At 57.4% G+C, this 22,811-nt stretch carries 22 protein-coding genes and 1 tRNA gene; 14 read left to right on the forward strand and 9 right to left on the reverse strand.

Annotated elements, in window-relative coordinates; translation table 11 throughout:
- Nucleotides 1-469: 469 nt before the first annotated feature.
- Both ALB80_RS22905 and ALB80_RS22400 read right to left on the reverse strand, forming a co-directional pair.
- Nucleotides 470-748, reverse strand: a complete 279-nt coding sequence (locus ALB80_RS22905; protein ID WP_050603946.1) for a sulfotransferase — start codon at nt 746-748, stop codon at nt 470-472.
- Nucleotides 690-1,283 carry a hypothetical protein gene (locus ALB80_RS22400; RefSeq protein ID WP_172677881.1) on the reverse strand — a complete coding sequence of 198 codons (594 nt, stop codon included), beginning with the start codon at nt 1,281-1,283 and terminating at the stop codon, nt 690-692. Before ALB80_RS22400 ends, ALB80_RS22905 begins: the two co-directional genes overlap by 59 nt.
- Nucleotides 1,284-1,337: 54 nt before the next feature.
- Here ALB80_RS22400 and ALB80_RS10085 point away from each other — a divergent pair.
- Together ALB80_RS10085 and ALB80_RS10090 are read left to right on the forward strand one after the other, a co-directional pair.
- Nucleotides 1,338-1,427 (forward strand) — tRNA-Ser (locus tag ALB80_RS10085).
- 364 nt (nt 1,428-1,791) lie between these two features.
- Complete coding sequence (locus ALB80_RS10090) at nt 1,792-2,127, forward strand: hypothetical protein (protein WP_050603947.1); 336 nt, start codon at nt 1,792-1,794, stop codon at nt 2,125-2,127.
- Between the two features lie 438 nt (nt 2,128-2,565).
- On the opposite strand, the gene ALB80_RS10095 is transcribed toward ALB80_RS10090, so the two are convergent.
- From ALB80_RS10095 to ALB80_RS10115, 5 genes are read right to left on the reverse strand one after another with little or no spacing between them, the layout of a single operon-like run.
- The gene (locus ALB80_RS10095; RefSeq protein ID WP_050603948.1) at nt 2,566-2,949 is read right to left on the reverse strand and encodes a carboxymuconolactone decarboxylase family protein; all 384 of its coding nucleotides are present in this window, start codon (nt 2,947-2,949) and stop codon (nt 2,566-2,568) included.
- A gap of 17 nt (nt 2,950-2,966) precedes the next feature.
- Nucleotides 2,967-3,707, reverse strand: coding sequence for a hypothetical protein (locus ALB80_RS10100; protein WP_050604222.1), 741 nt, complete (start codon nt 3,705-3,707; stop codon nt 2,967-2,969).
- A 20-nt stretch (nt 3,708-3,727) separates the two neighbouring features.
- Nucleotides 3,728-4,546 (reverse strand): hypothetical protein, encoded by an 819-nt coding sequence (locus tag ALB80_RS10105; RefSeq protein WP_050603949.1) that lies wholly within the window; start codon nt 4,544-4,546, stop codon nt 3,728-3,730.
- A 19-nt stretch (nt 4,547-4,565) separates the two neighbouring features.
- Nucleotides 4,566-5,654, reverse strand: a complete 1,089-nt coding sequence (locus ALB80_RS10110) for an aromatic ring-hydroxylating dioxygenase subunit alpha (RefSeq protein WP_050603950.1) — start codon at nt 5,652-5,654, stop codon at nt 4,566-4,568.
- On the reverse strand, nt 5,651-6,538 hold the full coding sequence (locus ALB80_RS10115; protein WP_050603951.1) for a MurR/RpiR family transcriptional regulator: 888 nt from the start codon (nt 6,536-6,538) through the stop codon (nt 5,651-5,653). The genes ALB80_RS10110 and ALB80_RS10115 overlap by 4 nt, the downstream gene beginning before the upstream one ends.
- A gap of 67 nt (nt 6,539-6,605) precedes the next feature.
- Between ALB80_RS10115 and ALB80_RS10120 the strand changes: the two genes are divergently transcribed.
- The 7 genes from ALB80_RS10120 (at nt 6,606) to ALB80_RS10150 (ending at nt 15,403) form a co-directional block, all read left to right on the forward strand.
- Nucleotides 6,606-9,059 (forward strand): FAD-dependent oxidoreductase, encoded by a 2,454-nt coding sequence (locus tag ALB80_RS10120; RefSeq protein WP_050603952.1) that lies wholly within the window; start codon nt 6,606-6,608, stop codon nt 9,057-9,059.
- On the forward strand, nt 9,059-10,141 hold the full coding sequence (locus ALB80_RS10125; RefSeq protein ID WP_050603953.1) for an alcohol dehydrogenase family protein: 1,083 nt from the start codon (nt 9,059-9,061) through the stop codon (nt 10,139-10,141). The genes ALB80_RS10120 and ALB80_RS10125 overlap by 1 nt, the downstream gene beginning before the upstream one ends.
- Entirely contained in the window at nt 10,138-10,716 is a 579-nt protein-coding gene (locus ALB80_RS10130) for a dimethylsulfonioproprionate lyase family protein (protein ID WP_050603954.1), read from the forward strand. Before ALB80_RS10125 ends, ALB80_RS10130 begins: the two co-directional genes overlap by 4 nt.
- Nucleotides 10,713-11,819: a mandelate racemase/muconate lactonizing enzyme family protein gene (locus tag ALB80_RS10135; RefSeq protein WP_050603955.1), complete on the forward strand. Its 1,107-nt coding sequence runs from the start codon at nt 10,713-10,715 to the stop codon at nt 11,817-11,819. Before ALB80_RS10130 ends, ALB80_RS10135 begins: the two co-directional genes overlap by 4 nt.
- Complete coding sequence (locus ALB80_RS10140) at nt 11,816-12,931, forward strand: mandelate racemase/muconate lactonizing enzyme family protein (protein ID WP_050603956.1); 1,116 nt, start codon at nt 11,816-11,818, stop codon at nt 12,929-12,931. The genes ALB80_RS10135 and ALB80_RS10140 overlap by 4 nt, the downstream gene beginning before the upstream one ends.
- A gap of 95 nt (nt 12,932-13,026) precedes the next feature.
- A complete protein-coding gene (locus ALB80_RS10145) occupies nt 13,027-14,130 on the forward strand; it encodes a mandelate racemase/muconate lactonizing enzyme family protein (protein WP_050603957.1) in 1,104 nt (367 codons plus the stop codon).
- A gap of 1 nt (nt 14,131) precedes the next feature.
- The gene (locus tag ALB80_RS10150; RefSeq protein WP_050603958.1) at nt 14,132-15,403 is read left to right on the forward strand and encodes an aspartate aminotransferase family protein; all 1,272 of its coding nucleotides are present in this window, start codon (nt 14,132-14,134) and stop codon (nt 15,401-15,403) included.
- A 222-nt stretch (nt 15,404-15,625) separates the two neighbouring features.
- Here ALB80_RS10150 and hemC read toward each other — a convergent pair whose 3' ends face one another.
- Nucleotides 15,626-16,591, reverse strand: coding sequence for a hydroxymethylbilane synthase (gene hemC, locus ALB80_RS10155; protein WP_050603959.1), 966 nt, complete (start codon nt 16,589-16,591; stop codon nt 15,626-15,628).
- A gap of 106 nt (nt 16,592-16,697) precedes the next feature.
- On the opposite strand from hemC, the gene hemE reads away from it, so the two are divergent.
- Nucleotides 16,698-17,732, forward strand: coding sequence for a uroporphyrinogen decarboxylase (hemE, locus tag ALB80_RS10160; protein ID WP_050603960.1), 1,035 nt, complete (start codon nt 16,698-16,700; stop codon nt 17,730-17,732).
- An 81-nt stretch (nt 17,733-17,813) separates the two neighbouring features.
- Here the strand turns inward: hemE and ALB80_RS10165 are convergent, their stop codons facing one another.
- A complete protein-coding gene (locus ALB80_RS10165) occupies nt 17,814-18,902 on the reverse strand; it encodes a CaiB/BaiF CoA-transferase family protein (RefSeq protein WP_050603961.1) in 1,089 nt (362 codons plus the stop codon).
- Nucleotides 18,903-19,072: 170 nt separating this feature from the next.
- Between ALB80_RS10165 and ALB80_RS10170 the strand changes: the two genes are divergently transcribed.
- The 4 genes from ALB80_RS10170 to ALB80_RS10190 all read left to right on the forward strand — a co-directional run bounded on the left by ALB80_RS10170 (nt 19,073) and on the right by ALB80_RS10190 (nt 22,802).
- Nucleotides 19,073-20,002, forward strand: coding sequence for an ABC transporter ATP-binding protein (locus ALB80_RS10170; protein ID WP_050603962.1), 930 nt, complete (start codon nt 19,073-19,075; stop codon nt 20,000-20,002).
- Nucleotides 19,999-20,760 (forward strand): ABC transporter permease, encoded by a 762-nt coding sequence (locus ALB80_RS10175; protein WP_050603963.1) that lies wholly within the window; start codon nt 19,999-20,001, stop codon nt 20,758-20,760. The genes ALB80_RS10170 and ALB80_RS10175 overlap by 4 nt, the downstream gene beginning before the upstream one ends.
- 113 nt (nt 20,761-20,873) lie before the next feature.
- Complete coding sequence (locus ALB80_RS10180; RefSeq protein ID WP_050603964.1) at nt 20,874-21,671, forward strand: S49 family peptidase; 798 nt, start codon at nt 20,874-20,876, stop codon at nt 21,669-21,671.
- 171 nt (nt 21,672-21,842) lie between these two features.
- Nucleotides 21,843-22,802 (forward strand): calcium/sodium antiporter, encoded by a 960-nt coding sequence (locus ALB80_RS10190; RefSeq protein ID WP_050604224.1) that lies wholly within the window; start codon nt 21,843-21,845, stop codon nt 22,800-22,802.
- Nucleotides 22,803-22,811: the final 9 nt, after the last annotated feature.

Genomic DNA, 22,811 nt, shown 5'->3' on the forward strand with positions numbered 1-22,811 from the left:
CAAAAATAAATCACAAATACAACGAACTAGCGCCCCTAGGGGCGCTTCTTGCGTTTGGAGCGCGCAGGTACGGTGCTACAGCAGTGCTACGCTGCAGAGCAAAGTCAGGCACCCAATACCCACTGAGATGGGCGAAGCCTAAAGCCGAATCTCTCCCCAGAAAAATCCAACCCGCAGTCCCCGTCCGCTCTGTCAGCACCGTCAGCTGAAACCGTGAATGTCTGTTCAGAGCAGCTCCTCTAGGCATGGAAGACTTTTTCGATTTTCTGGTCACTTGCGAGTTCACCTAGAGCTTGAGAATTCATGATGCCTGTACCCTTTTGGAGGCATCATAGACTTCTAGGTGTTGGCTGATGAGGTGCTATCTAGGGGGTCGGATGCAACGCTTACCGTTCGCTGCGGGCGCATAATTTAGAGCAGGTCAAATTTACACTGTGCGCAACAAGGTTGCTATCACCTGTTCGTACTTCTAAGAATCCCAACCGTTTTCGCCGATGGCGTCCAGTAGTGGCCGTAGCTGCTGGCGATAATTCAGCCACTTAGCCTTGGATGATTTGTATAATGGCTGTCGAACCTGCTGCACACTTGCTGTTCGGACGCGACGCTTGTTTTTGTGAAAATCGAGACACGCGCTGTCCCATTCCAGACCGCAATAAGAAATAATCCTCCGGGCTTCGAATTCAAAGTCATCAATCAGTGCTTCGTAGTGAACGGTCAGAAAGGCGCTGTCGGGCAGGACTTCCGTCAAACGCCCACAACAAGATCGGGTCGTCTACTTCTTCAACCCGTAGAACATCGAGCAGGTCGAAGCAGGGATGCTCACCGGGTAAAGAAACCGACTTCAGGCCAGGAAGCTTTCGAAATCGTTCAACTGAAGATCGGCTGCAGCGCCAGCGCTCCACAAGGCAACGCGTAGCCAGTTGTGGTGGCGGGTATTGTCTTAAGGCGATAGTCAACTTGTAGGCGTCGTGTTCAGGCTGGTCGTCGAAGCAAAGTGAGCCATTGTTTGTTTGCATTGCCAAGTGCTGACTCCACTGCCCAAAGGAGATGGGTTCGAACTGAAGCAAGAGAAATTCTTCGCTGGCAAAAAATGATCTCTCAATCGGCGCGGCGATGCAGAACGGGGATTCGATGCGTTGTTGTGTTTCGAACCAGCCGATTGGGTGGTTCGTCGCTGGGAAATGCCTCAGAAAAAATTGTCTAAATCTTGCCCATAATCCACGTAAATTGGTGTGTTTTACCGTGTTTTCAACGGGTTCAGCAATTTTGCCGGAGTGAGGCACAAAATGGAAATTTCGCCTTGTATTCCCGTCGCTTGCAAGGATATACCCGTCGGCGGAGACGTGGCCGAGTGGTCGAAGGCGCTCCCCTGCTAAGGGAGTAGGCCCGGAAGGGTCTCGAGGGTTCGAATCCCTTCGTCTCCGCCATACCCGCTTTCGGTGTGACCTGTCGGCGTGGCACGCCTTGCTGCCGTTGAAAACACTCACTTTTTCTGCACTGATGATCTCAGTTCGAATCCCCATAATGTGGGGTGGAGATCTGATGGGCGAAATTCAGGAAAAGGGTGGCAAGGCAAACGGTCGGCACTGTCCGCACTGTCAGTCTTTGGCGTTCCACCCCTTTTTCCTGAACAAGCGGCATCATGGAAAAGGCTGACAACATTCCCCTATGTAACGGAGCGGGGCCTGGAGAAATGTTTGCCGTCGATGTCGAGGACATTTTCCCGCAAACTAGACGAGTTTGGATTGCCTGCAAGGAAGCTGGAGCTTCAACGACCCCATTTCGTGAGTGATGGGTGGTACCCCTGATTATACCTGGCGTCTAATGGGTGATTTTCCCAAAGACGGAAAAGCGTTTCGGTCGCCAAGCGGCTCACCTTATACCCTGCGCGAAAACGGCGGTGGACAAATGTCGGCGGCCAATCAGACTGTCCGCGAAGTTGCCAGCCTTGGCTCAGAAGTGACCCCGTATATTTTGCGCCACACTTGGGCAACCTGGTTCTACGCACAAACAAAGGACGAGCTACTTTTGAGAAAACTGGGGAGATGGGCCCAGAAGGATATGGCTTACCATTTCGCAAAAATTGTGCCACTGAATCTCAACAAAAGACTGCTGAGTTTTGGCTGAGACTTTAGGCAAAACTTGGACAAGTTGCCTTATGGGAACTTTTAATACGATGAAAAGTATACGAAAAATAACAAAAAGCGCTCCATTAGCAGGGGAGCGCCTTTGACCACTCGGCCACGTCTCCGTCGACGGGTATGTCCTTGCAAACGCTGGAAGTACAAAGGCAATTGTCAGCGGTTTGACAGATTTCTTTAGATTCCCAGGAAACCTTAGAATTACTCTTGTTGGCTAAGATTTCCCGCACTCCTCAACTCGGATCCGTCAAGCGCTTTGGGGTTTATTCAGCTTATGCAAGACAGGGATTCGCGCAGTTTGGCATTGATGGGTCGATCCTTCGTGTGAACTCCTTGGTTTGCATTCGGGGAAACACAAGGCGGTTCCATTTGCTTTTGGACTTTCGGTCCGGCCTTTCCCCGAACGCAGTGCATCAAAGGCGTGTTATTGGTTTTCCAAGACCTTTCTGGCTACGCGAAAACACTCCAACGCCTGTGGCACGCCGCAATAGATTCCGATCACATGGATGATGGCTCGGATTTCTTCTTTGGTCACACCGTTGTTGATGGCGCCCCGGCAGTGAATTTCCCATTCGTGCATTTTTCCTAACGCGCCGATCATGGACAGGTTCATCATCGATCGCGTTTTCGAATCGATCACGTCGTCGCCCCAGCCGAAACCCCAGCACCAAGCGGTCATTGCCTCTTGAAACGGGCGGATGAAGTCATCGGCGGCGGCAAGGTTCTTTTCCACGTATTCTGCGCCCAGCGTGCTCTTTCGTTGCTCCAAGCCTTTGAGAAACAAGTCTTCGTCAAAAATATCGGCCATTGCGGGTCTCCGGTGTGTCAGCGTGTCAGGCGGTGTTTGTAAAGGTGATCGTAATGCGGTTTCATCCGGCGGTGCACCTGTTTCACCCGATCTGGAGCGTCCGTGATATCGATATGCTTGCGCGGCTGTGGGGCAAGTCCGGTCGATTTCGCAAGGTTGCCGTGGAACGATCCTCCGTCCCACCAACTGTGGGCCGACGGGTCTCCACCGGGCGCCCAGGTCAGCGCGTCTTCGAGGAAGGGGATACCCACCTCCTCGCAAAAGGCCCGGGTCATGCCGTGGGGGTCTTCCAGCAGGTCATCGCTGTCGATCACCGTCGGCGGCGTTCCGTTCAGCGCCGTCAACAGATCGAACAGGGCACGCTGTTCGGGAAAGCCAACCTCGCCTTCGGCAAAGTCGGGCCATTGCTTGTACATCGACGTGATGGTCTTGGCCGGATCCCGGATCAGGAAGGCATGGGTGAAATGCGACAGGAACTCGGCATTCCACATGTGGTTGATGTAATGCGGGAAATCCTTGAGAAAGACCGGGCCCTTTTCTGCTCTCGCCTGAATATTCTGCCAGACACAGTCCAGCGTCAGGCCCGGTGTCGTAACGTCCCCCGGCTGAAACCGGTGCCACAAGGGGTCTTCGCCCTGATACCACGCCTCGCCAAAGGGTTCGTGCAGACAATCCAGATCTCCACGTTGCCGCATCATCCACTCAAACGCGGTCGAGGTGGATCGGGGCACAGCCCATAGCGCGAGGATCTTGTGCATTGTCATGGCCTTTCGTGCAGTCACAGACGTTTCAGCAATTGCCCGCGTGGTGTGTCGGGCGCGATACCGAGGGATTTGAAAATGCGCCAGTAAAGCGCGATATCGTGGCCGATCACCGGCTTGCCCAGGGCGGCCTCAAGCGTATCGGCCAGATGCAGCGGACGCTGTGGCAGGCCATCAGGTCCTGTGCGGAAGTTGCACATGCCGTTGATCAGGATTGCATCGGCTTGCGGAGCTTTTTCGGTGACGTATTCAAAGCTCTTCAATGCCAGATCTCCGTCAAAGACCCAGCGATAGGAATTGACGTCTTCCTGACTGTCGAACCAGCCTTGGTCGTGAAAATTTCCGGCCCAGACCACATCGAATCCGGCTTCTTTCAGGAAGTTGACCGTGCCCTGCCACCATTCCGGCCAGTGATAGGCGGCGTTCAGGGCCACTTTCTCGACATTCATATCGCGCAGGGCTTCGACCATGGCATAACCCGCCATGTGAAAGCGGGTACCATGTTTGTCTGACAGGTCTTCGCAGTGTTGCCGGACACCTTCCACGCCCAGCCCGGAGGCATGGACCCAGTTCGAACCGACCTGACCGCAGACATCCACGCCATTGCGCGACATGCAGTGAACGAAATCATCCAGCATACCAAAGTTCTTTTTGCGCTGGTCCAGACCGTGTACATAGTCCGGCACGTGCAGCATCCAGCCATGAACGCCGACGGTTTCGGGGCACATGTTCAAAAAATCTGATGGGGCGGCGTCAAAGTCGAACGGCGGCGAGGTAAAGCCGACCTGATGGGGAAACAGTTTGTGTTCTGGGCGCCAGTCTTCGGGCATCAGCATTGGCGTGTCACCTCGGTCATCACTCCACAGCCTCGCGCATCCATTGCTGAAGCCGCGCGATCGAATGTTCCGACATCACTCCGCACCCCGGATCCAGCACCAGCGGGCCGGGACGGTAACCTCGGGATTTCAGGCCGCGGTGGACGGATTCTACTAGGCAGATGTCTTCTTCGACCGTTGTTTCGCGGTCCTGAACAGCCAACTGCCGGATAACCGCGCTTTCCGAACCACCTTCGGTGTACCAGCCGCGCCAGACGGTGCAGTGATCGGCATCAACAGCGCGCCAGTGATAAGTGTTCAGCACGTTGCCCGGGTAACACTGGAACGAGAACATCGGCCACAAGAACCATGACTGATAGTCGCCTGCGTGCGGTACCGACAAGTCAATGGGATATGTCATCTTGTCGAGGCTTTGGCATTCGGTCGTGTGACGCAGCACATAGCCGCCGCCTGCATCGGGCTGAATGTCATAAGTTTCGGGCTTGACCACGCCCTCGGCGAAGGTCGGGTGGTTGGTCGGGCAGTGGTAGCATTCCGAGTAATTCTCGATACTGACCTTCCAGTTGCAGTTTTCCGGAATCTCGACCCATTCCAGCGGTTCCAGATCGTCGATATGCGGAACGAAGGCGCGGATTTCCTCGCGCACGCCGGGGTACCATTCATCCATGGGTGCGGCGTTGTCATCGAGGTTGACGAAGATGAAACCGTTGAACACCTCGGTCCGGACCGAGGTCAGGCAGATCGCGCTGCGGTCGAAACCGGGAACGGATTTGATATTAGGGCCAGCACGCAGTTGGCCGGACAGCTCATAGGTCCAGGCGTGATAGGGGCAGACCACGACGCGGGTGTTGCCCGCACCGGTTACCATTTCATGTGCGCGGTGCTGGCAGACATTGTAGAAGGTGCGGATTTCGTCATCGCGTCCACGAATGCAGAACAGGTTTTGCCCGGCAATCTCGAAGACGAAGTAGTCACCAGGTTCCCTAACCTGTGCGACATGGCCCGCGAACTGCCACGTCCGAGCCAGCAGCCCCTGCATCTCCTGCTCGAAAATGCCGGGGTCGGTATAATATCGGGCGTCCAGTGAGTGGGTCAGGGGTGCGTTCATTCTGGCTCCTCCGCGTAGAGGCCAAGTTGATGACGGCGAAGATGGAAACGTTCGACCCGTTCAACGATCTCGTCACTGGAAACTGCGATCACAAAGGACAGTAACGTTTCCAGCAATGCGATGGTCGAGACGGATGATGGGAAAAACTGCGGCGTGTCGGCTGCGACAACGAACCCGTGATGGGCGTTTAGAATGACCGGGCTGGCGGGGCTGTCCGAGATGCCTACGACGGTCAGCCCCTGTTGTCGGGCCAGCTTGATCGCCTCGATCACTTCGGTGCGGTACGGGCGGCAGGTAATTGCGATCAGCACGTCCTGCTCATCGGCCCAGGCCAGATCGTCCACCGGGGTCGAGCCGGGGCGGGGGATGGCGTGGAATTGTTTCATCCCTGTCGAGGCAAGATAAGTGAAATTGCGCGCGTTCGAGTTGTTGACGCCGACGCCCAGAGTGAAGATCTGGCGGCAATTCCAGATATCTTCAGCGGCAGCCTTCAGGCGCGTAGCATCGATCCCGGCGAAGGTTTCTTCGATATTCTGGATCGCGGCACCGATCATATCGGCATAGAGCCCACCCAATTCACCTGACTTGCCGATATTCTGTAGCCACCGGGCACGATCCGGAAACGACACCTGCCCATTGCGGATTGCTTCGCGAAACGGTTCGCGGAAATCTTCGTACCCGTCAAAACCCACCTGCCGCGCCATGCGCACGAACGTATTGGGTTTGACCTTGGCGGCTTCTGCGATTTCACGCACGGTCGAAACGCCGACATCCGTTGGGTTTTCCAGCACGTAGCGCGCGGCTTTCTGCGCCTCTGGGGTCAAGGCGTCCCACTCTTCGGTCAGGCGGCCCAGAACAGTTGATGATACATTTGTGTCATTCATGATTGACGATGGTACAAGTGTGGAATTAGCCTGTCGAGCAGAAAAGCGACTCGGGAAGAGGAAAATCATGTCCGGGAACGAACTGCCATCACATGCACGCGTTGTCATTGTCGGGGGCGGCGTCATGGGGGTTGGCCTAGCCTATCATCTGGCGCATGAAGGGTGGGGCGATGACACTGTCCTGCTGGAAAAAGCCGAGCTGACCAGCGGCAGCACATGGCACGCGGCGGGGCAGATCACGCATTCGACCTCGAGCTTCGGGTTGGGCAAATGTGTGGACTACAACATCGGACTTTATTCCGGTCAGCTTGAGGCGGAAACCGGCCAGCCCGTTACGTGGCATGGCTGCGGGTCATTCCGTCTGGCCTATACCGAGGATGAGATGGACTGGCTGCGCCACACACTTTCGGTGGGTCGGTCGCTTGGGTTCAACATCGAGCTGGTCGGGCCCGAGAAAGTGGCCGAGTTGCACCCGTTCTACAACCTCGAAGGCGTACTGGGTGCGCTGCACACACCGGACGATGGTCACGTGGACCCGACCAACGTGACGATGGCGATGGCCACTGGTGCGCGTCAGAAAGGCGTGCGCATTTTCCGCAACTGCCGTGCGACCAACATTACGCAGGGCGAGAATGGCGAATGGGTTGTCGAGTCCGAGATGGGCACGATCATCTGCGAGCATGTGGTGAACGCTGGCGGCACCTATGCCCGTCAAATGGGCGAATGGTCTGGGCTGCAATTGCCCATGACCTCGATGACGCACCATTACTTTGTGACTGAGCCGGTGCCAGAGTTCCAGAACCTTGACAAAGAACTGCCGGTTATCCGCGATGACCGAAAGGTCTCCGGTTATATCCGCATGGAGCAGCAGCGCGGGCTGATCGGGATCTACGAAAAAGAGAACCCGAACTCGGTCTGGCATGACCATTGCCCGTGGGAATACGAGAACTGGCTGTTCGACGCGGACTTCGACCGGGTGATGCCGTGGCTTGAAGAAAGCCTGAACCGGATGCCGATCTTTGCCGAGTTGGGCATTCAACGCGACGTGCACGGGGCGATCTCGCATCCGCCCGATGGCAACCCGCTGATTGGCCCTGCGCCCGGGGTGCGGAACTATTGGTGCTGCTGCGGCACACAGATTGGTATCGGCTGGGGTCCGGGGCTGACCCGCGAACTGGCGCGCTGGATGGTGCATGGGGCTGCTGAAATCTCGATGCGCGAATACGATCCGCGCCGGTTTGGCAGCTATGCCACCAAGGACTGGCAGGTGATCAAGGCCGAGGAAGACTACTGCCTGCGCCACGAAATCCCTTTCCCGCATTTCAACCGTTTGGAGGGGCGTCCGATCAAGCCGTCGCCGCTGTATGAGCTGTTGAAGTCCAAGGGTGCGGTACATGAAGAAGTCTATGGCTTCGAGCGCCCCCGCTGGTTCGCACGGGACGGTGTGGAACAGCGCGATCACTATTCCTTCCGCCGGACCCCCGCAGACGACATGGTCGCGGCCGAGGTCAAAGCGGTCCGCCAGAGCGTCGGTATTATGGACGTAACTGCCTTCACCAAGGTCGAGGTTTCGGGGCTGGACGCCTATGCCCTGTTGGATCGGTTGACGGCCAACCGGATGCCGCAAAAGGTTGGCTCGATCACGCTGACCCACATGTTAAACCGTCGCGGTCGGATCGAGTTGGAGACGACGATTGTCCGTATGGCCGAAGACCGCTTCTATCTGGTCTGCGCGGCCTTCTTCGAACAACGTCTGCTGGACCATCTGGAGCAGCAGCGCGCGGATGAGGACGTGCAGATCACCGCATTGTCCGCCGACTGGTCGGCCCTGTCGCTGAACGGCCCGCGGTCGCGTGACGTGCTGGCGCGCTGCACTGACGCCGATCTGACCAATGCCGGTTTCCGCTGGTTGTCTGCGCAAGAGATCACCATCGCTGGTCACAAGGTCTGGGCTTTCCGTATGTCTTATGCCGGCGAACTTGGGTGGGAGCTGCATATGCCCAACGCCGCCTGTCTCGACGTCTACACCGAGCTTTGGGCAGCAGGTGAGCCGCACGACATCACCGACTACGGCAGCTTTGCCATGAATGTGATGCGGATGGAGAAAGGCTTTAAAGGCGCAGGTGAACTGACCAACGAGGTCACTTTGGCCGAGGCCGACGTGCTGCGCTTTGCCCGCACCGACAAGGAGTATCTGGGTAAAGACAAGACGCTGAACACCGATTTGCCTTGGATCTGCGCATATCTTGAAATCGAACCGGATGGCGAGATTGATGGTCATGGCGGCGAAGCTGTGATGCTGGACGGGCGTGTTGTGGGCTCCACCGCCTCGGTAGCTTACGGTCATACCGTCGGCAATATCCTCGCCTTTGCTTATATAAAGCCCGAAGCGGCTGAAGTCGGGACCGAATTGGAGGTCGTGATCCACGGCAAACCTCGCGCGGCCCGCGTGCTGGGCGAGCCTGCCTATGATCCGCAAAGTTTGTTGCCTCGAACTGATGCCATTTTGGAGACCGCGTAATGAATCTTCCTGACAAAATGAAAGCAATGGTCACGATAGGCCATGGCGGCTTGGAGCAAATCGTCCTGCACCAGGATTGGCCACGCCCGGAACCCGCCGCCGGTGAGGTGCTGATCAAAGTTGCCGCCTGTGGGCTGAATAATACCGACGTCAACACGCGATCCGGCTGGTATTCCAAGACTGTAACCGATGCCACTACTGGTGGTGCGTTTGAAGAAGTTGGTGAAGAAGACCCGACTTGGGGTGGCGCACCTATTACTTTCCCGCGCATTCAAGGGGCTGATATCTGCGGCGAGATCGTCGCTGTTGGTGACGGTGTGGACAGCGCGCGTATCGGCGAGCGGGTCATAACGGATGGTTGGCTGCGCGATCCGACTGATCCGGGCAACATGAACAAGACAGGCTATTTCGGATCCGAGCGCGACGGTGGCTTTGCCGAATATGCAACAACGCTGTCCGTGAATGCGGTACCGATCACCTCAGACCTGTCGGATGCCGAGCTTGCGACATTCTCCTGCTCTTACTCCACCGCCGAAGGTATGCTCAGCCGCGCCAACGTGACCGAAAAGGACACCGTGCTTGTGCCCGGAGCATCGGGCGGTGTTGGCGGTGCCCTTGTCCAATTGGCCAAACGGAGAGGCGCACGGGTCATCGCAATGGCGTCCGAGGCCAAACACGCGGATGTCGCCCAACTTGGACCGGACAGGATCCTGTCCCGTGACCCTGGTAACCTGCGCAACGCGCTGGGCGATGAAAAGATCACCGTGGTCGCGGATGTTGTCGGAGGGCCGTATTGGCCGAACCTGATCGATATTCTGGAGCGTGGCGGTCGGTATACCTGTTCGGGTGCAATCGCAGGCCCAATGGTCGAGCTTGATTTGCGAACCTTCTACCTGCGCGATCTGACATTCACGGGCTCGACCGTGATTGACCCTCAGGTCATGAAGAATCTTGTGAAATACATTGAGGCCGGTGACCTCAAGCCAGCACTTGCGGCAACCTATCCCCTGGAGGAATTGCGTGACGCGCAGGCGGCCTTCATTGCCAAGCAGCACACAGGCAATATCGTGGTGGTGCCATGACGCTGGATGAAGTTCTGGAAGCTGCGCGGCAATTGCATCAATCGCATCCTGAGATGGCCGCGTTTGCACCTTGGCCCGATGACCTGAAACCTGCAAACCTGCAGCCGGCGCATATTCCGGCAATCGATCAGGTCGCTGGCTTTGACCTTGAAACAACCGACGCCACGCGGGATCTGATCGCTGCGATCAAAGCGACATCGCATCTGGGGCATTGGAAACAAACCTATACCGAAGAAGAGGTCGGCGCGGATTTTCTCAACCGATACGGTTACTACGAATTGTTTGGTCCGAGCGGGCATTTCCATTCGACCCAGTTGCGTGGCTATGTTGGGTATTGGGGGGCCGGTCTGACCTATGATTGGCACAGCCACCAAGCCGAAGAGATTTATCTGGTTCTCGAAGGAGCAGCCCTTTTCAAGAGTGAAGGCAACGAAACCCACATAGGCCCGAACCAGACGCGTCAGCATTCAAGTTGGCAGAGCCACGCCATGATCACGACGGATCAGCCGATTCTGACATTTGTCCTTTGGCGCGGGGAAGGAATGGGTGGTCTGCCTCTGATGGGTGCTGCATGAAGATCACCCGTATCCGCGTGTACCAAATGGGCCTGCCCTATGTGGGCGGAGCCTATGTCTGGGGTGCAGGAAACGCGATTGAGACTGCTGTTGCATCCGTGGTTGTCCTCGATACCGATGCGGGGTTGCAGGGCTGCGGTGAGTTCACGCCCTGTGGTGAGAACTACATGGTCGCTCATTCCGAAGGTGTGGTGGCTTTGGCGCGGCTGGTTGCTTCGACGCTGCTGGGTGAGGACCCAAGGCAGGTGGCGCGGGTCGAGCAGTTGATGGATCATCTGGTGCAGGGCCACGGCTATGCCAAGGCCCCGTTCGACGCGGCCTGCTGGGATATTCTGGGGAAAGCCAGTGGTCAACCGGTATGGATGCTGTTGGGCGGTAAGTTGACGGACGGCGCACCTATGTATCGGGTAGCCCCGCAAAAAGCGGTGGATGAGACGGTGGCCGAGATGAACGCCTATCGCGATCAGGGCTATCGCCAGTTTCAAGTCAAGGTCGGGGGTGACTGGGCGACTGATATAGATCGAATCCGCACGACGGTTCCATTGCTGAAACCGCGAGAAAAGGCGATGGCCGATGCCAATCAGGGGTGGCGTGTCGACAATGCAATCCGCGTGGCACGCGCTACACGCGATCTGGATTATATCCTCGAACAACCCTGTCGCAGCTATGAAGAGTGCCAGCAGGTGCGCCGCGTGGCCGAGCAACCGATGAAACTGGATGAATGTGTGACAGGTATCCACATGGCGCAGCGGATCGTCGCCGATCGGGGCGCCGAGATCTGCTGTTTGAAGATCTCGAATTTGGGTGGCATCAGCAAGGCGCGGCGCGTGCGGGACTATCTGATCGACAACCGCATCCCTGTGGTCAGCGAAGACACGTGGGGGGGCGAGATCACGACGTCTGTGGTGGCGCATTTTGCGGCGTCGACACCGCCTGAGTATTTGCAGAACACAACTGATCTGATGAATTACAACACCCGATCAACTGGCATCGGTGGCCCGACGGCCCAGGATGGCAAACTCTATGCAACCGACACGCCGGGTTTGGGCGTGACACCTGACTTTGAAAGCCTCGGCGCGCCGGTGGCGGAGTACACTCTGTGAAGATCAAGACCATAACTGTTTACCACGTCGATCTGCCGCTGGAGCATCCCTATTGGCTGTCCGGCGGGCGGCTGAAGTTCGAAACGCTCGACGCGACGATTGTGAAGATCGAATCCGATACCGGGCTGGTCGGTTGGGGAGAGGGCACCCCTTGGGGTCATACCTATGTGCCCGCCCATGGACCAGGCATTCGCGCGGGTATCGAGACGATGGCCCCTTTCATTCTGGGCCTCGATCCGCGCAGGGTTCTGGATGTGGAACGGGCGATGGATCTGGCCCTGCCCGGGCATCTTTACGCCAAGAGTCCGATTGACATGGCCTGCTGGGATATCGCCGGACAGGCGGCGGGTCTGCCCATTGCCGATCTGATGGGGGGCGGGTCGCGTACGCCGCGCCCGATTGCATCCTCGGTCGGGGCCAAGACTGTCGAGGAAACCCGCGCGGTTATGGAGCGCTATCGTAGCCGAGGATACATCGCCCATTCGGTGAAAATTGGCGGCGATGTCGAGCGTGACATCGCCCGTGTCCGCGATGTGGAAAGCATTCGCCGCCCCGGAGAGATTGTCCTCTACGACGTCAATCGTGGCTGGACGCGTCAGCAGGCCCTGCGGGTGATGAGCGCTTGCGAGGATCTGAACGTGATGTTCGAACAGCCCGGTGAATCGCTGGATGACATCGCCGCGATTTCGGGTCTTCACGCGTCTCCCGTATCAGTGGACGAAAGTCTGGTGACGTTGCAGGACGCGACCCGGATTGCGCGGGACGGTCTGGCCGAAGTGTTCGGGATCAAGCTGAACCGGGTGGGCGGTCTGACCAAGGCCGCGCGGATGCGGGATATCGCCCTGGCACATGGGATCGACATGTTTGTGATGGCAACCGGCGGGTCGGTTCTGGCCGATACCGAGGCGTTGCATCTGGCCGCGACCATCCCCGATGACAACTGCCACGCTGTCTGGGCCTGCCAGGACATGATCACCGTGGACATCGCGGGGGCGCGCGGGCCTCGAAACATCGACGGTCATCTGCATCTGCCCGAATCGCCGGGACTCGGCGTTTATCCGGATGAAGATCAACTGGGGCCGCCCATTGCGACCTACGAGGCCCCGCGATGATCCGCCTCTTCATCTGGCCAAAAATATCCCGGGGTGTGAATTGGCCGCAGGCCAAGAGAGGGGCTGGCCCCTCTCAAAGCCAAAGGAAGGGCTGAATGAAGATCAACAAGATAACGCTCTGGTCTGTCGACCTGACCAGCCATGAGACCTATCACATGGCCGAGGGCAAAACCTGTGCCACCGTAACCTCTCATGTCCTTCGGCTTGAGACGGACACGGGCCTGCACGGGTGGGGCGAAGTCTGTCCGATCCCACATTACCTGCCAGCTTATGCCGATGGTGTACCAGCGGCCGTGGCAGAGATGGCCCCCGAAATTCTTGGCATGTCCCCTTTTGGCGTCGATGCGCCAATGCGCAAGCTGGATGCGTTTTTGCACGGGCATCTCTATGCGAAATCCATCGTGGATATCGTGCTCTGGGATCTGTTTGGTCGGGCCTCGGGTCTGCCGGTCTACGCACTCTTGGGTGGGCGCGCGCGGGCGGACATGCCGCTGTATCACTCGATCACCTGCATTGCACCGGACGAGATGGCCCGGATCGCCCAGACCGCGTATCAAGCCGGAATACGCCAGTTTCAAGTCAAGCTGGGTGTCGAAGGTGACTGGCAGGCCGATGCCGAGCGTCTGATCAAAGTGCGCGAGGCCGTTGGGCCGGGGCCGTTGGTCTATGGTGACTGGAACTGCGGCGCTTCGCGGTTGCAGGCAACGCGAACAGGGCGCGCTGTGGCGCATCTGGATGTGATGTTGGAACAACCCTGTAAAACGCTTGAGGATTGCGCTGCGGTCCGTCAGGCCACGGGCCTGCCGATGAAGATCGACGAAAATGCGTATGACCTAGCATCACTGATGCAGGCGCACAGGCTGGGCTGCATGGATGCGGTTGCGTTGAAGCTGTCGAAATTCGGCGGCCTGTCCGCGATGCGACGGGCGCGTGATCTGTCCGTGCATCTAGGGGCCGAGATTTGTGCCGAATGCACCTGGGGGTCGGATATCATCACGGCAGCGTCTCTGCATTTTGCCGCTTCAACCCCGCATGGATCGCTTATGAATACCTGCGATCTGTCCTCTTACGTTGCCCCGCGCCTGTGCCCCGACGCACCAAACCGTGAAAACGGGCGGATTGCGCCGCCCGATGGTCCAGGTTTAGGTGTGGAGCCTGATCTTGAAATTCTTGGCACCCCGATTTTGGAGATTGATTGAGATGCTGAAAGTCCAGACACAATCCGAGTGGATCGCCCGCGCAAACGAGGTTTTGCCTGCGGGCGGTTTCGGCAATTTCGATCCCGGCATCATCATCGCCCGCGGCGAAGGCAGCCACGTCTGGGACGAGGATGGCAAGGAATACATCGACTATCTGATCGGGTCCGGCCCGATGTTGCTGGGCCACGGCCATCCCGAGGTGATGGAGGCCGTGCTGGAACAGCTTCCCAAGGGAATGACCTTCTTTGCCAATAACAGCAAGGGGATCGAACTGGCCGAGGCCATCATCGATGCCGTTCCGTGCTGCGAACAGGTGCGCTTTGTTGCATCAGGTGGTGAAGCAGACATGTATGCCATAAGGCTGGCACGGGCCTATACCGGTCGCAACAAGATCCTCAAATTCGAAGGTGGCTACCACGGGATGAGCGCCGAGGCGCAAATGAGTCTTGCGCCCAGCCGCCGGGTCAATTTCCCTCAGGCCGTGCCCGACAGTGCCGGAATTCCCGAAAGTGTGGCCGAGCAGATGTTGATCGCGCCCTTTAATGATCTTGAGGCTGTGGCGGCTCTTTTGGACGAACATGCCGATGTGGCGGCAATTATGGTCGAACCGCTGCAGCGGATTGTCCCTCCGGTGCCGGGATATCTGCAAGGACTGCGCGATTTGTGCGACAAACACGATGTGCTGCTAATCTTCGATGAGATCGTCACCGGGTTTCGCCTGGCATATGGAGGGGCGCAGGAGCGTTATGGCGTGACCCCCGATATCTGCACGCTGGGCAAGATTACCGGTGGTGGGTTTCCTCTGGCCGCCTTGGGCGCCAGCGCCGAGATCATGAAGCATTTCGACAAGTCGAAGGTCGGAGAAGAAGGCTGGTTGATGCAGTTGGGCACCTTGTCAGGAAATCCTGTGGCCTCTGCCGCGGGGTTGAAGACAATGGAAATTCTGCAGCGTGACGGGGCCTATGAGCGCCTGCGCGACATCGGGCGGCAGTTGCAACAGATGCAATCCGACGCGCTGAGCGATGCCGGTATTGTGCATCGCATCTGCGGGGACGAAACCCTGTTCGATATCTATTTTACCGAGGCCGAATGCAGGGACTACCGCAGCGCCAGTCATGATGATCCTGCGCGCAACACAACATATAACGCGGCTTTGCGGTCGCATGGGATATTCAAAGCTCCGGGCAAGCTATACCCGTCATTGGCGGTCACAGATGCGGATCTGGATCAAACCAGAGAGGCCGTGCGTCACGCGGTTGCTGCAATTTCCTGAGCATGAGAAGCCTGAACAAAAAACGGGTCGCTGTTGACACCAACAGCGACCCGCAACCTTTGGAAGCCGGGGGTCAGTCTCGCCCCCTCGAATACTGATTAAATCACCGCAATCTTGAAACTTTTCGATACTTTCGAGACTGACCTGACTTCCTGATCGGTATGTCACCTTAATGCATGAACAAATGGGTCGCTACAGTGACCCAGTTCACATTGCGCGAATTTATTTTGATTTTTTCCAATCGAAAAAATCCGGCCCCGCCTGTTCCAGCAGTTCTGCGGCCATGGCCTGCGCCATATCCGCGCCATCTTCGACTGCGCCTGTGATATCCCGGCTTGCAGTTTCAGTTCCATCGGGGCGTAAAACTTCGCCACGCAGCCTGAGGGTGCCGCCATCCAGTTCGGCCAAACCTGCGATAGGCGTTTCGCACGACCCGTCCAGTGCAGCCAGCAACGTGCGTTCAGCAGTCAGCCGCTGGCCTGTTTCCGCATGATGCAACGCCTCAAGCATCTCTGCCGCACGCATATCGTCGCCGCGCCGTTCAATCCCGATGGTGCCCTGCGCAATGGCGGGCAGCATGTCGTCAGGCGAAATGGCACTGGCCGGGATGTCATCCATGCCCAGACGACGAATGCCTGCCATGGCCAAAAAGGTGCAATCGGCAACGCCATGGTCCAACTTTTTCAGCCGGGTCTGAACATTCCCACGAAATTCCACCACCTTCAAATCCGGTCGTCGGTTCAGCAATTGAGCGCGACGACGCAGCGAGGAGGTGCCCACAACGGCCCCCTCGGGCAGATCGTGGATTGAACCCAAACGCGGAGAAATAAACGCGTCTCGCACATCCTCGCGTGGTAGAAAGGTGTCCAGTACGAGGCCATCAGGCTGTGCAACGGGCATATCTTTTGTCGAATGAACGGCGATGTCGATTTCGGCGCGCAACATCGCCTCTTCGATTTCTTTGGTGAACAGGCCCTTGTTGCCAATCTCTTTCAGCGGGCGATCAGCATCGATCATGGCGCGATTGTCGCCGGTGGTTTTGATCACCACGATCTCGAATGCGTCTTCTGGCAGGCCGAAGGCGTCACTCAGGCGTTGGCGCGTTTCGTGCGCTTGCGCCAGAGCCAGCGGCGAACCACGGGTACCAATTCTGAAGGGCGATGCGGGTGTGGGCATATTCACGGTCATGCTCACAGCTTTAGTCGCGTCACATTGCCCTGACAATGGGGGGTGAGCTTGACAAATTGCCGCCGAAGGACGACCCGTTGCCAAAACCGGATGACTGGGGGCGAATATGGCCGAGACAAAAAAACTGCTGCGGGCGTTGGCGGGTGAGGTGCAGGATGTGCCGCCGATCTGGATGATGCGTCAGGCGGGGCGGTATTTGCCCGAGTATCGCGCCACACGTGCGCAGGCCGGTGATTTCCTGTCCTTGTGCTATAACCCTGAGCTGGCCGCCGAAGTCACATTGCAACCGATCCGGCGTTATGGGTTTGATGCAGCGATTCTGTTTGCAGATATCCTGCTGGTGCCGCAGGCCATTGGGGCGGATCTGTGGTTTGTGACCGGCGAAGGCCCGCGCCTGTCGACCATCACGCAGCAATCCGAATTTGACGCGTTGAAGCCGGTTGACGCGATTCATGAAACACTGTCGCCCGTTTATGAAACGGTAAAAATCCTGTCGCGGGAATTGCCCTCGGAAACCACTTTGATCGGGTTTGCCGGCGCGCCGTGGACGGTTGCAACTTATATGATCGCAGGGCGCGGCACGCCCGATCAGGGTCCTGCTCATGCGTTGCGTGAAGGGAATGCCGCGCTGTTCGAGGCACTGTTGGACCGGATCACGGCCGCAACGATCGAATATCTGTCCGCGCAAATCCAAGCCGGGGCCGAGGTGGTCAAGATCTTTGACAGTTGGGCGGGGTCTTTGAAAGGTGAGGCGTTCCGCAAATACGCAGTCGAGCCGTGCCGCGTGATTACCCAGGCTATCAAAGAGCGGCATCCGGGCATTCCGGTCATCGGTTTCCCGCGTGAGGCGGGCGACGGATATATCGGGTTTGCCAAGGCGACGGGTGTGGATTGTGTCGCGCTGGACAATTCGGTGTCGCCGGATTGGGCGGCCGCGCACGTGCAGGTTGATGGCTGTGTACAGGGCAATCTGGCCTCGTCCCATATGGTGACGGGCGGACAGGCGCTGGTGGATGAGACGCGTCTCATTGTCGAGGCGTTCTCGAAAGGGCCGCATATCTTCAATCTGGGGCACGGCATCACACCGGATGCAGATCCTGAAAACGTGCAACTGATGATCGATACGGTACGCGGGCGGTAAGTGGGTGAAAGGGGGCCAGCCCCCTTCTTGGCCTGCGGCCAATTCATCCCCCGAGACATTTTTAGCCAGATGAAGTTCGGATCAACGTGGGGCGTCGAGCTCGGCGAGAATTTCATTTGTGTGCTCGCCGCGTGTTGGGCTTGGTCTGGGGTGCCACTGGTGGTTTGAAAACCGTGGCGCGGCGGCGGATTGCAGGGCGCCGTCGATCTCTTGCCAGCTGTTGCGATAGGTGTTCATCGGGTGAACCTGCGCCTCTTGTGGACAGAGCACCGGGGCGACGCAGGCATCCGTTCCGCGGAACAAGGCGTCCCAGTGGTCGCGGGGGTGACTGGCGAAGATATCGGCAAGCCGTCGCGTCAGGTCGGGCCACAGTGAGCGGTCATATTGTTTCTGGAATTCGGCGTCATTGGTGAGACCGAGGGTCTGCAAAAACTGAGTGTAGAATTTGGGTTCGAGGCATTGAACCGTGATGAAGCGGCCATCGGCACAGGCATATGCGCGGCTCCAGTGTGGGCCGTCCAGCAGGCTGTCGCCGCGAGTGTCGGACAGGTTGCCTGTTTGGCGCATGGTCATCAGAAGGTTCATCATATGGGCTGAACCGTCATAGATTGCGGCATCGACAACTGTTCCTTCGCCAGTTCTTTGTGCATTGATCAGGCCAGCCAGAATCCCTGCGACAAGATACATTGCGCCGCCACCGATATCGCCTACCAGAGTAGCCGGTGTTTGCGGCGGCTGGCCGGGTTGAGAGGCATACCAGAGCGCCCCGGAAAGGGCGATATAGTTCAGATCGTGGCCTGCGGTGTTGGCCAGAGGACTATCCTGACCCCAGCCCGTCATGCGCCCATAGACCAGCTTTGGATTGCGGGTCAGACAGGGCTCGGGGCCAAGGCCCAGCTTTTCCATAACACCGGGGCGAAAACCTTCGATCAGGGCGTCGGCAGTGTCGATCAGACGCAGAGCAATTTCCAGATCATCTGGGTCTTTCAGGTCAAGCGCAATGGACCGCTTCCCGCGATCCAGAAGTGATCTTTCGGGCATTCCAGGTGTTGCAGCACCACCCTTGCGCTGAATGGTTATGACGTCAGCGCCCAGATCGGCCAACTGCATGGCTGCAAACGGGCCGGGCCCCAACCCTTCGATTTCGACAATTCGAATTCCGTTCAGCATCCTTGCCCTCCGTTTCGGGCAGAGTTTGCGGGCAGGTGGGAGGATTGCAAGCTGGATATTCGATGGCGCAGATGGTCGCCATTTCGGCAGATGTGTATCAATCGGTGCCGAATTGACCTGTTATACAAGGATTTGGCGCGATAGGGTCCACGCCAGAACGGGGAACGGGCATGACGACCATTTTATCCATCAGGGATCTTCGAAAGTCTTACGCTGACGGGTTTGAGGCGCTGAAGGGTGTGTCTCTGGACATTGAAGAAGGTGAGATTCTTGCCTTGTTGGGTCCAAACGGGGCAGGAAAGACAACCTTGATCTCAACCATCTGCGGGATCACGACCCCGAGTTCCGGTGAGGTCACAGTGGGTGGACATGACATCCAGACTGACTATCGCGCAGCGCGCAGGATGATCGGGCTTGTGCCTCAGGAAATTGCTCTGGAACCGTTTGAGAATGTCTGGAACACGGTGCGCCTGTCGCGAGGGTTGTTTGGCCTTGGCAAAGACAATGCGCGGATCGAAGAGACTCTGCGCAAGCTGTCCCTTTGGGATAAGCGCAACAACGCGATCAAGGAATTGTCTGGCGGTATGAAGCGTCGGGTCCTTATCGCAAAGGCGCTGGCGCATGAGCCCCGCGTTCTGTTTCTGGACGAACCCACTGCCGGTGTGGATGTCGAACTGCGCAAGGATATGTGGGAGATCGTGGCCGAGCTGAAACGGGACGGGGTCACTATCATTCTGACCACCCACTACATCGAAGAGGCCGAAGCCATTGCTGATCGTGTCGGCGTCATCGACAAGGGTGAACTGCTGCTGGTGCAGGACAAGGAAACGCTGATGGCGCAGATGGGTAAAAAGCAGATCGAAGTCATGCTGTCAGAGCCCATCGCGCAAATCCCTGACAGTCTTGCACTGCATAACCTGACTCTGAATGGCGTAGGGGATGTTCTAGTTTACACTTACGATACACATGCGGATCGCACCGGAATCACGACATTGTTGAATGACGTGTCGCAAGCCGGGCTGGTCTTGCGCGACGTGCAGACCCGGCAATCGAGCTTGGAAGAAATATTCGTCAACCTCGTATCCGGAGAAACAGTATGAACTGGACTGCAATTGCTGCCATCTACCGGTTCGAAATGTCCCGGTTCTTTCGCACTCTCGCGCAGAGCTTTTTTTCGCCGGTCTTGTCCACGTCGTTGTACTTCGTGGTATTTGGCACAGCCATCGGCAGCCGCATTCAAGAGGTCGAGGGCGTCTCATACGGTGCGTTCATCGTACCGGGGCTGATTATGTTGTCGGTGGTGATGCTGTCGATTTCTAATGCGTCATTCGGAATCTATTTCCCAAAGTTTCTCGGCACCATCTACGAACTGCTGTCCGCGCCGGTCAATTTCTTCGAAATCGTGATCGGGTATGTTGGCGCAGCCGCCACCAAGGCGCTGTTTGTGGGTCTGGTGATATTGGCGACGGCCACTTTTTTTGTGGATATACGAATCGAACATCCCTTTGCCATGGCCGCGTTTCTGATCTTATCCTGCCTCAGCTTTTCTTTGCTGGGATTCATCATCGGCATCTGGGCCAGCAATTTCGAACAGATGTCACTGGTGCCGCAGCTTGTGGTGACGCCACTGATCTTTCTGGGCGGCACGTTTTATTCGATCTCGATGCTGCCTCCGTTGTGGCAGACCATTACCTTGTTCAATCCCGTCGTTTACCTGATTTCGGGCTTCCGCTGGTCATTCTACGGGTCGGCGGATGTGCCGATTGTTCTTAGTTTGCTGGCTATTCTCGCCTTTACAGGACTCTGTTTGGCGGTCATCGGCTGGATCTTCAAAACCGGTTGGCGCATTCGCAGCTGACATTGCCAAGGCGTTGCATTTTTGCCCATTGAGTGTGTGAATCTGGTTGGCGGCGCGCTTAAGGCCTGATGAGTCCCTTGTTTACGGGTTGGGGGCACTCTACATCGGCACCCATGAAACTCAGCCTGCCGTTTGTTAAAAAGCACCCCTGCGTGGCCATTGTCCGCCTGTCCGGCGCGATTGGAATGGCGGGGCGGGGCGCGTTGAACGACACGACCCTGGCCCCTGTTCTGGAAAAGGCGTTTCGCAAGGGAAAACCTGCGGCAGTGGCGCTTGAGCTTAATTCCCCGGGCGGGTCCCCGGTGCAAAGTTCGCTGATCGGTGCCCGTATCCGGCGTTTGTCGAAAGAGCTGGATGTGCCCGTTATTGCCTTTGTCGAGGATGTTGCGGCCTCGGGCGGCTATTGGCTGGCTGCAGCTGCGGATGAGATCTGGGCCGATGACAGCTCGGTACTGGGCTCGATCGGGGTAATCTCGGCCGGGTTTGGAGCGCATGTCTTTTTGGCTCGGCAGGGGTTCGAGCGGCGCGTGCATACGGCGGGCCAATCGAAATCCATGCTGGATCCGTTTGCGCCGGAAAAGAAAGAGGACGTGGCCCGCCTTCAGGGGTTGTTGGGAGACATCCACGAAAACTTCATTGACCATGTCAAAGCGCGACGTGGCGACAAGCTGGATCACAGTGCCGATCTGTTCACGGGTGAAGTCTGGCTGGCGCGCCGTGCGCAAGAATTGGGTCTGATTGATGGCATTGCCCATCTCAAACCCAAGATGCAGGAACGCTTTGGCGAAAAGGTCAAGTTCCGCCGCTACAGCGTGCGCAAACCGATCTGGACGCGCTTTGGGGCCAGCCTGGCTCAGGATGCTATCGCCGGATTAGAGGAGCGTGCAGCCTACGCGCGTTTCGGTTTGTGACGTGATCATCAAGGCTGTCACCCTATTCCTGATTGCCATGGTCGTATTGGCGATGTTTGGCAAGCTGCGCTTTCCGGGGCAAAAGAAGTTGAGCTCTGCGAAATGTCCGCGCTGCGGACGGTATCGAATCGGCAAAGGCCCCTGCGCCTGCGAAAAAGGAGGCCGGACTTGATTTCCACTTGGCTGTTGTCCGGTCTGGGCCTGTTGATTCTGTTGCTGGCAGGCGACGCCCTTGTGCGAGGTGCCGTGAACCTGAGCCTGCGCCTGGGTGTTCCGGCGTTGATCGTCAGCCTGACGATTGTGGCCTTCGGCACATCAGCACCCGAGCTTCTGATTGCGATCAGTGCTTTGAAAGAAAACGCCCCCGGTATCGCACTGGGTAATGTGGTCGGATCCAACACGGCGAATATCCTGTTGGTTCTGGGCCTTCCCGCGCTGCTTGCGACTTTGCACACCAGCGAGTGTAACAGCCGCAGGAACTATGTGTTCATGCTGATGGCGACGGTTCTGTTCATCGGGTTGGCATTTTGCGGAACCTTTACCTTCTTCAGTGGTCTGATCTTGCTGGCGGCTTTGGGCTTTGTCCTTCTGAACGCTTTTCGTGAGGCAAAGGCACATCGCAAAGCCTGTGGCGAGGCTTGCGTGGGTGAAGAGCTTGAGGGTCTGGAAGAAGCCGACCCTGACATGCCGTATTGGAAGGTATCTTTTTACCTTATCCTCGGGTTGATTGGATTGCCGATGGGTGCGCATCTGTTGGTGGATAACGCGACGATTATCGCACGGACCTATGGGGTCAGTGAAACGGTTATCGGTTTGACGTTGATCGCGGTCGGAACGTCTTTGCCCGAGCTGGCGACAACCGTCATGGCTGCGCTGCGCAGGCAAGCGGATGTGGCGCTGGGCAATGTGATCGGCTCAAACATGTTCAACCTACTGGCCATCATCGGAATCGCAACATGGTTTGGTCGCATACCGGTTGATCCCGAATTCCTGCAATTCGACCTATGGGTCATGCTGGGCGCATCGCTGCTGCTGGCTCCGTTTGTATTTTTCAAACAGGATATCTCGCGCATCTGGGGGTTGGTGTTGACTTTCCTTTATGTGCTTTATGTCACCGTATTGCTGGTGTGATCTGACAAA

It is taken from the genome of Ruegeria sp. 6PALISEP08 (assembly GCF_001238295.1).
Classification (GTDB): Bacteria; Pseudomonadota; Alphaproteobacteria; order Rhodobacterales; family Rhodobacteraceae; genus Ruegeria.

Bases quoted from the DNA above. Each gene is read 5' to 3' on its own strand.
- ALB80_RS10145 (WP_050603957.1), top strand. From the start codon at position 13,027: ATGAAGATCAACAAGATAACGCTCTGGTCTGTCGACCTGACCAGCCAT.
- ALB80_RS10095 (WP_050603948.1), bottom strand. From the start codon at position 2,949: ATGGCCGATATTTTTGACGAAGACTTGTTTCTCAAAGGCTTGGAGCAA.
- ALB80_RS10180 (WP_050603964.1), top strand. From the start codon at position 20,874: ATGAAACTCAGCCTGCCGTTTGTTAAAAAGCACCCCTGCGTGGCCATT.
- ALB80_RS10175 (WP_050603963.1), top strand. From the start codon at position 19,999: ATGAACTGGACTGCAATTGCTGCCATCTACCGGTTCGAAATGTCCCGG.
- ALB80_RS10170 (WP_050603962.1), top strand. From the start codon at position 19,073: ATGACGACCATTTTATCCATCAGGGATCTTCGAAAGTCTTACGCTGAC.
- ALB80_RS10125 (WP_050603953.1), top strand. From the start codon at position 9,059: ATGAATCTTCCTGACAAAATGAAAGCAATGGTCACGATAGGCCATGGC.
- ALB80_RS10090 (WP_050603947.1), top strand. From the start codon at position 1,792: ATGGGTGGTACCCCTGATTATACCTGGCGTCTAATGGGTGATTTTCCC.
- ALB80_RS10120 (WP_050603952.1), top strand. From the start codon at position 6,606: ATGTCCGGGAACGAACTGCCATCACATGCACGCGTTGTCATTGTCGGG.
- hemC (WP_050603959.1), bottom strand. From the start codon at position 16,591: ATGACCGTGAATATGCCCACACCCGCATCGCCCTTCAGAATTGGTACC.
- ALB80_RS10100 (WP_050604222.1), bottom strand. From the start codon at position 3,707: ATGCACAAGATCCTCGCGCTATGGGCTGTGCCCCGATCCACCTCGACC.
- hemE (WP_050603960.1), top strand. From the start codon at position 16,698: ATGGCCGAGACAAAAAAACTGCTGCGGGCGTTGGCGGGTGAGGTGCAG.
- ALB80_RS10165 (WP_050603961.1), bottom strand. From the start codon at position 18,902: ATGCTGAACGGAATTCGAATTGTCGAAATCGAAGGGTTGGGGCCCGGC.
- ALB80_RS10135 (WP_050603955.1), top strand. From the start codon at position 10,713: ATGAAGATCACCCGTATCCGCGTGTACCAAATGGGCCTGCCCTATGTG.
- ALB80_RS10150 (WP_050603958.1), top strand. From the start codon at position 14,132: ATGCTGAAAGTCCAGACACAATCCGAGTGGATCGCCCGCGCAAACGAG.
- ALB80_RS10115 (WP_050603951.1), bottom strand. From the start codon at position 6,538: ATGAATGACACAAATGTATCATCAACTGTTCTGGGCCGCCTGACCGAA.
- ALB80_RS10105 (WP_050603949.1), bottom strand. From the start codon at position 4,546: ATGCTGATGCCCGAAGACTGGCGCCCAGAACACAAACTGTTTCCCCAT.
- ALB80_RS10110 (WP_050603950.1), bottom strand. From the start codon at position 5,654: ATGAACGCACCCCTGACCCACTCACTGGACGCCCGATATTATACCGAC.
- ALB80_RS10130 (WP_050603954.1), top strand. From the start codon at position 10,138: ATGACGCTGGATGAAGTTCTGGAAGCTGCGCGGCAATTGCATCAATCG.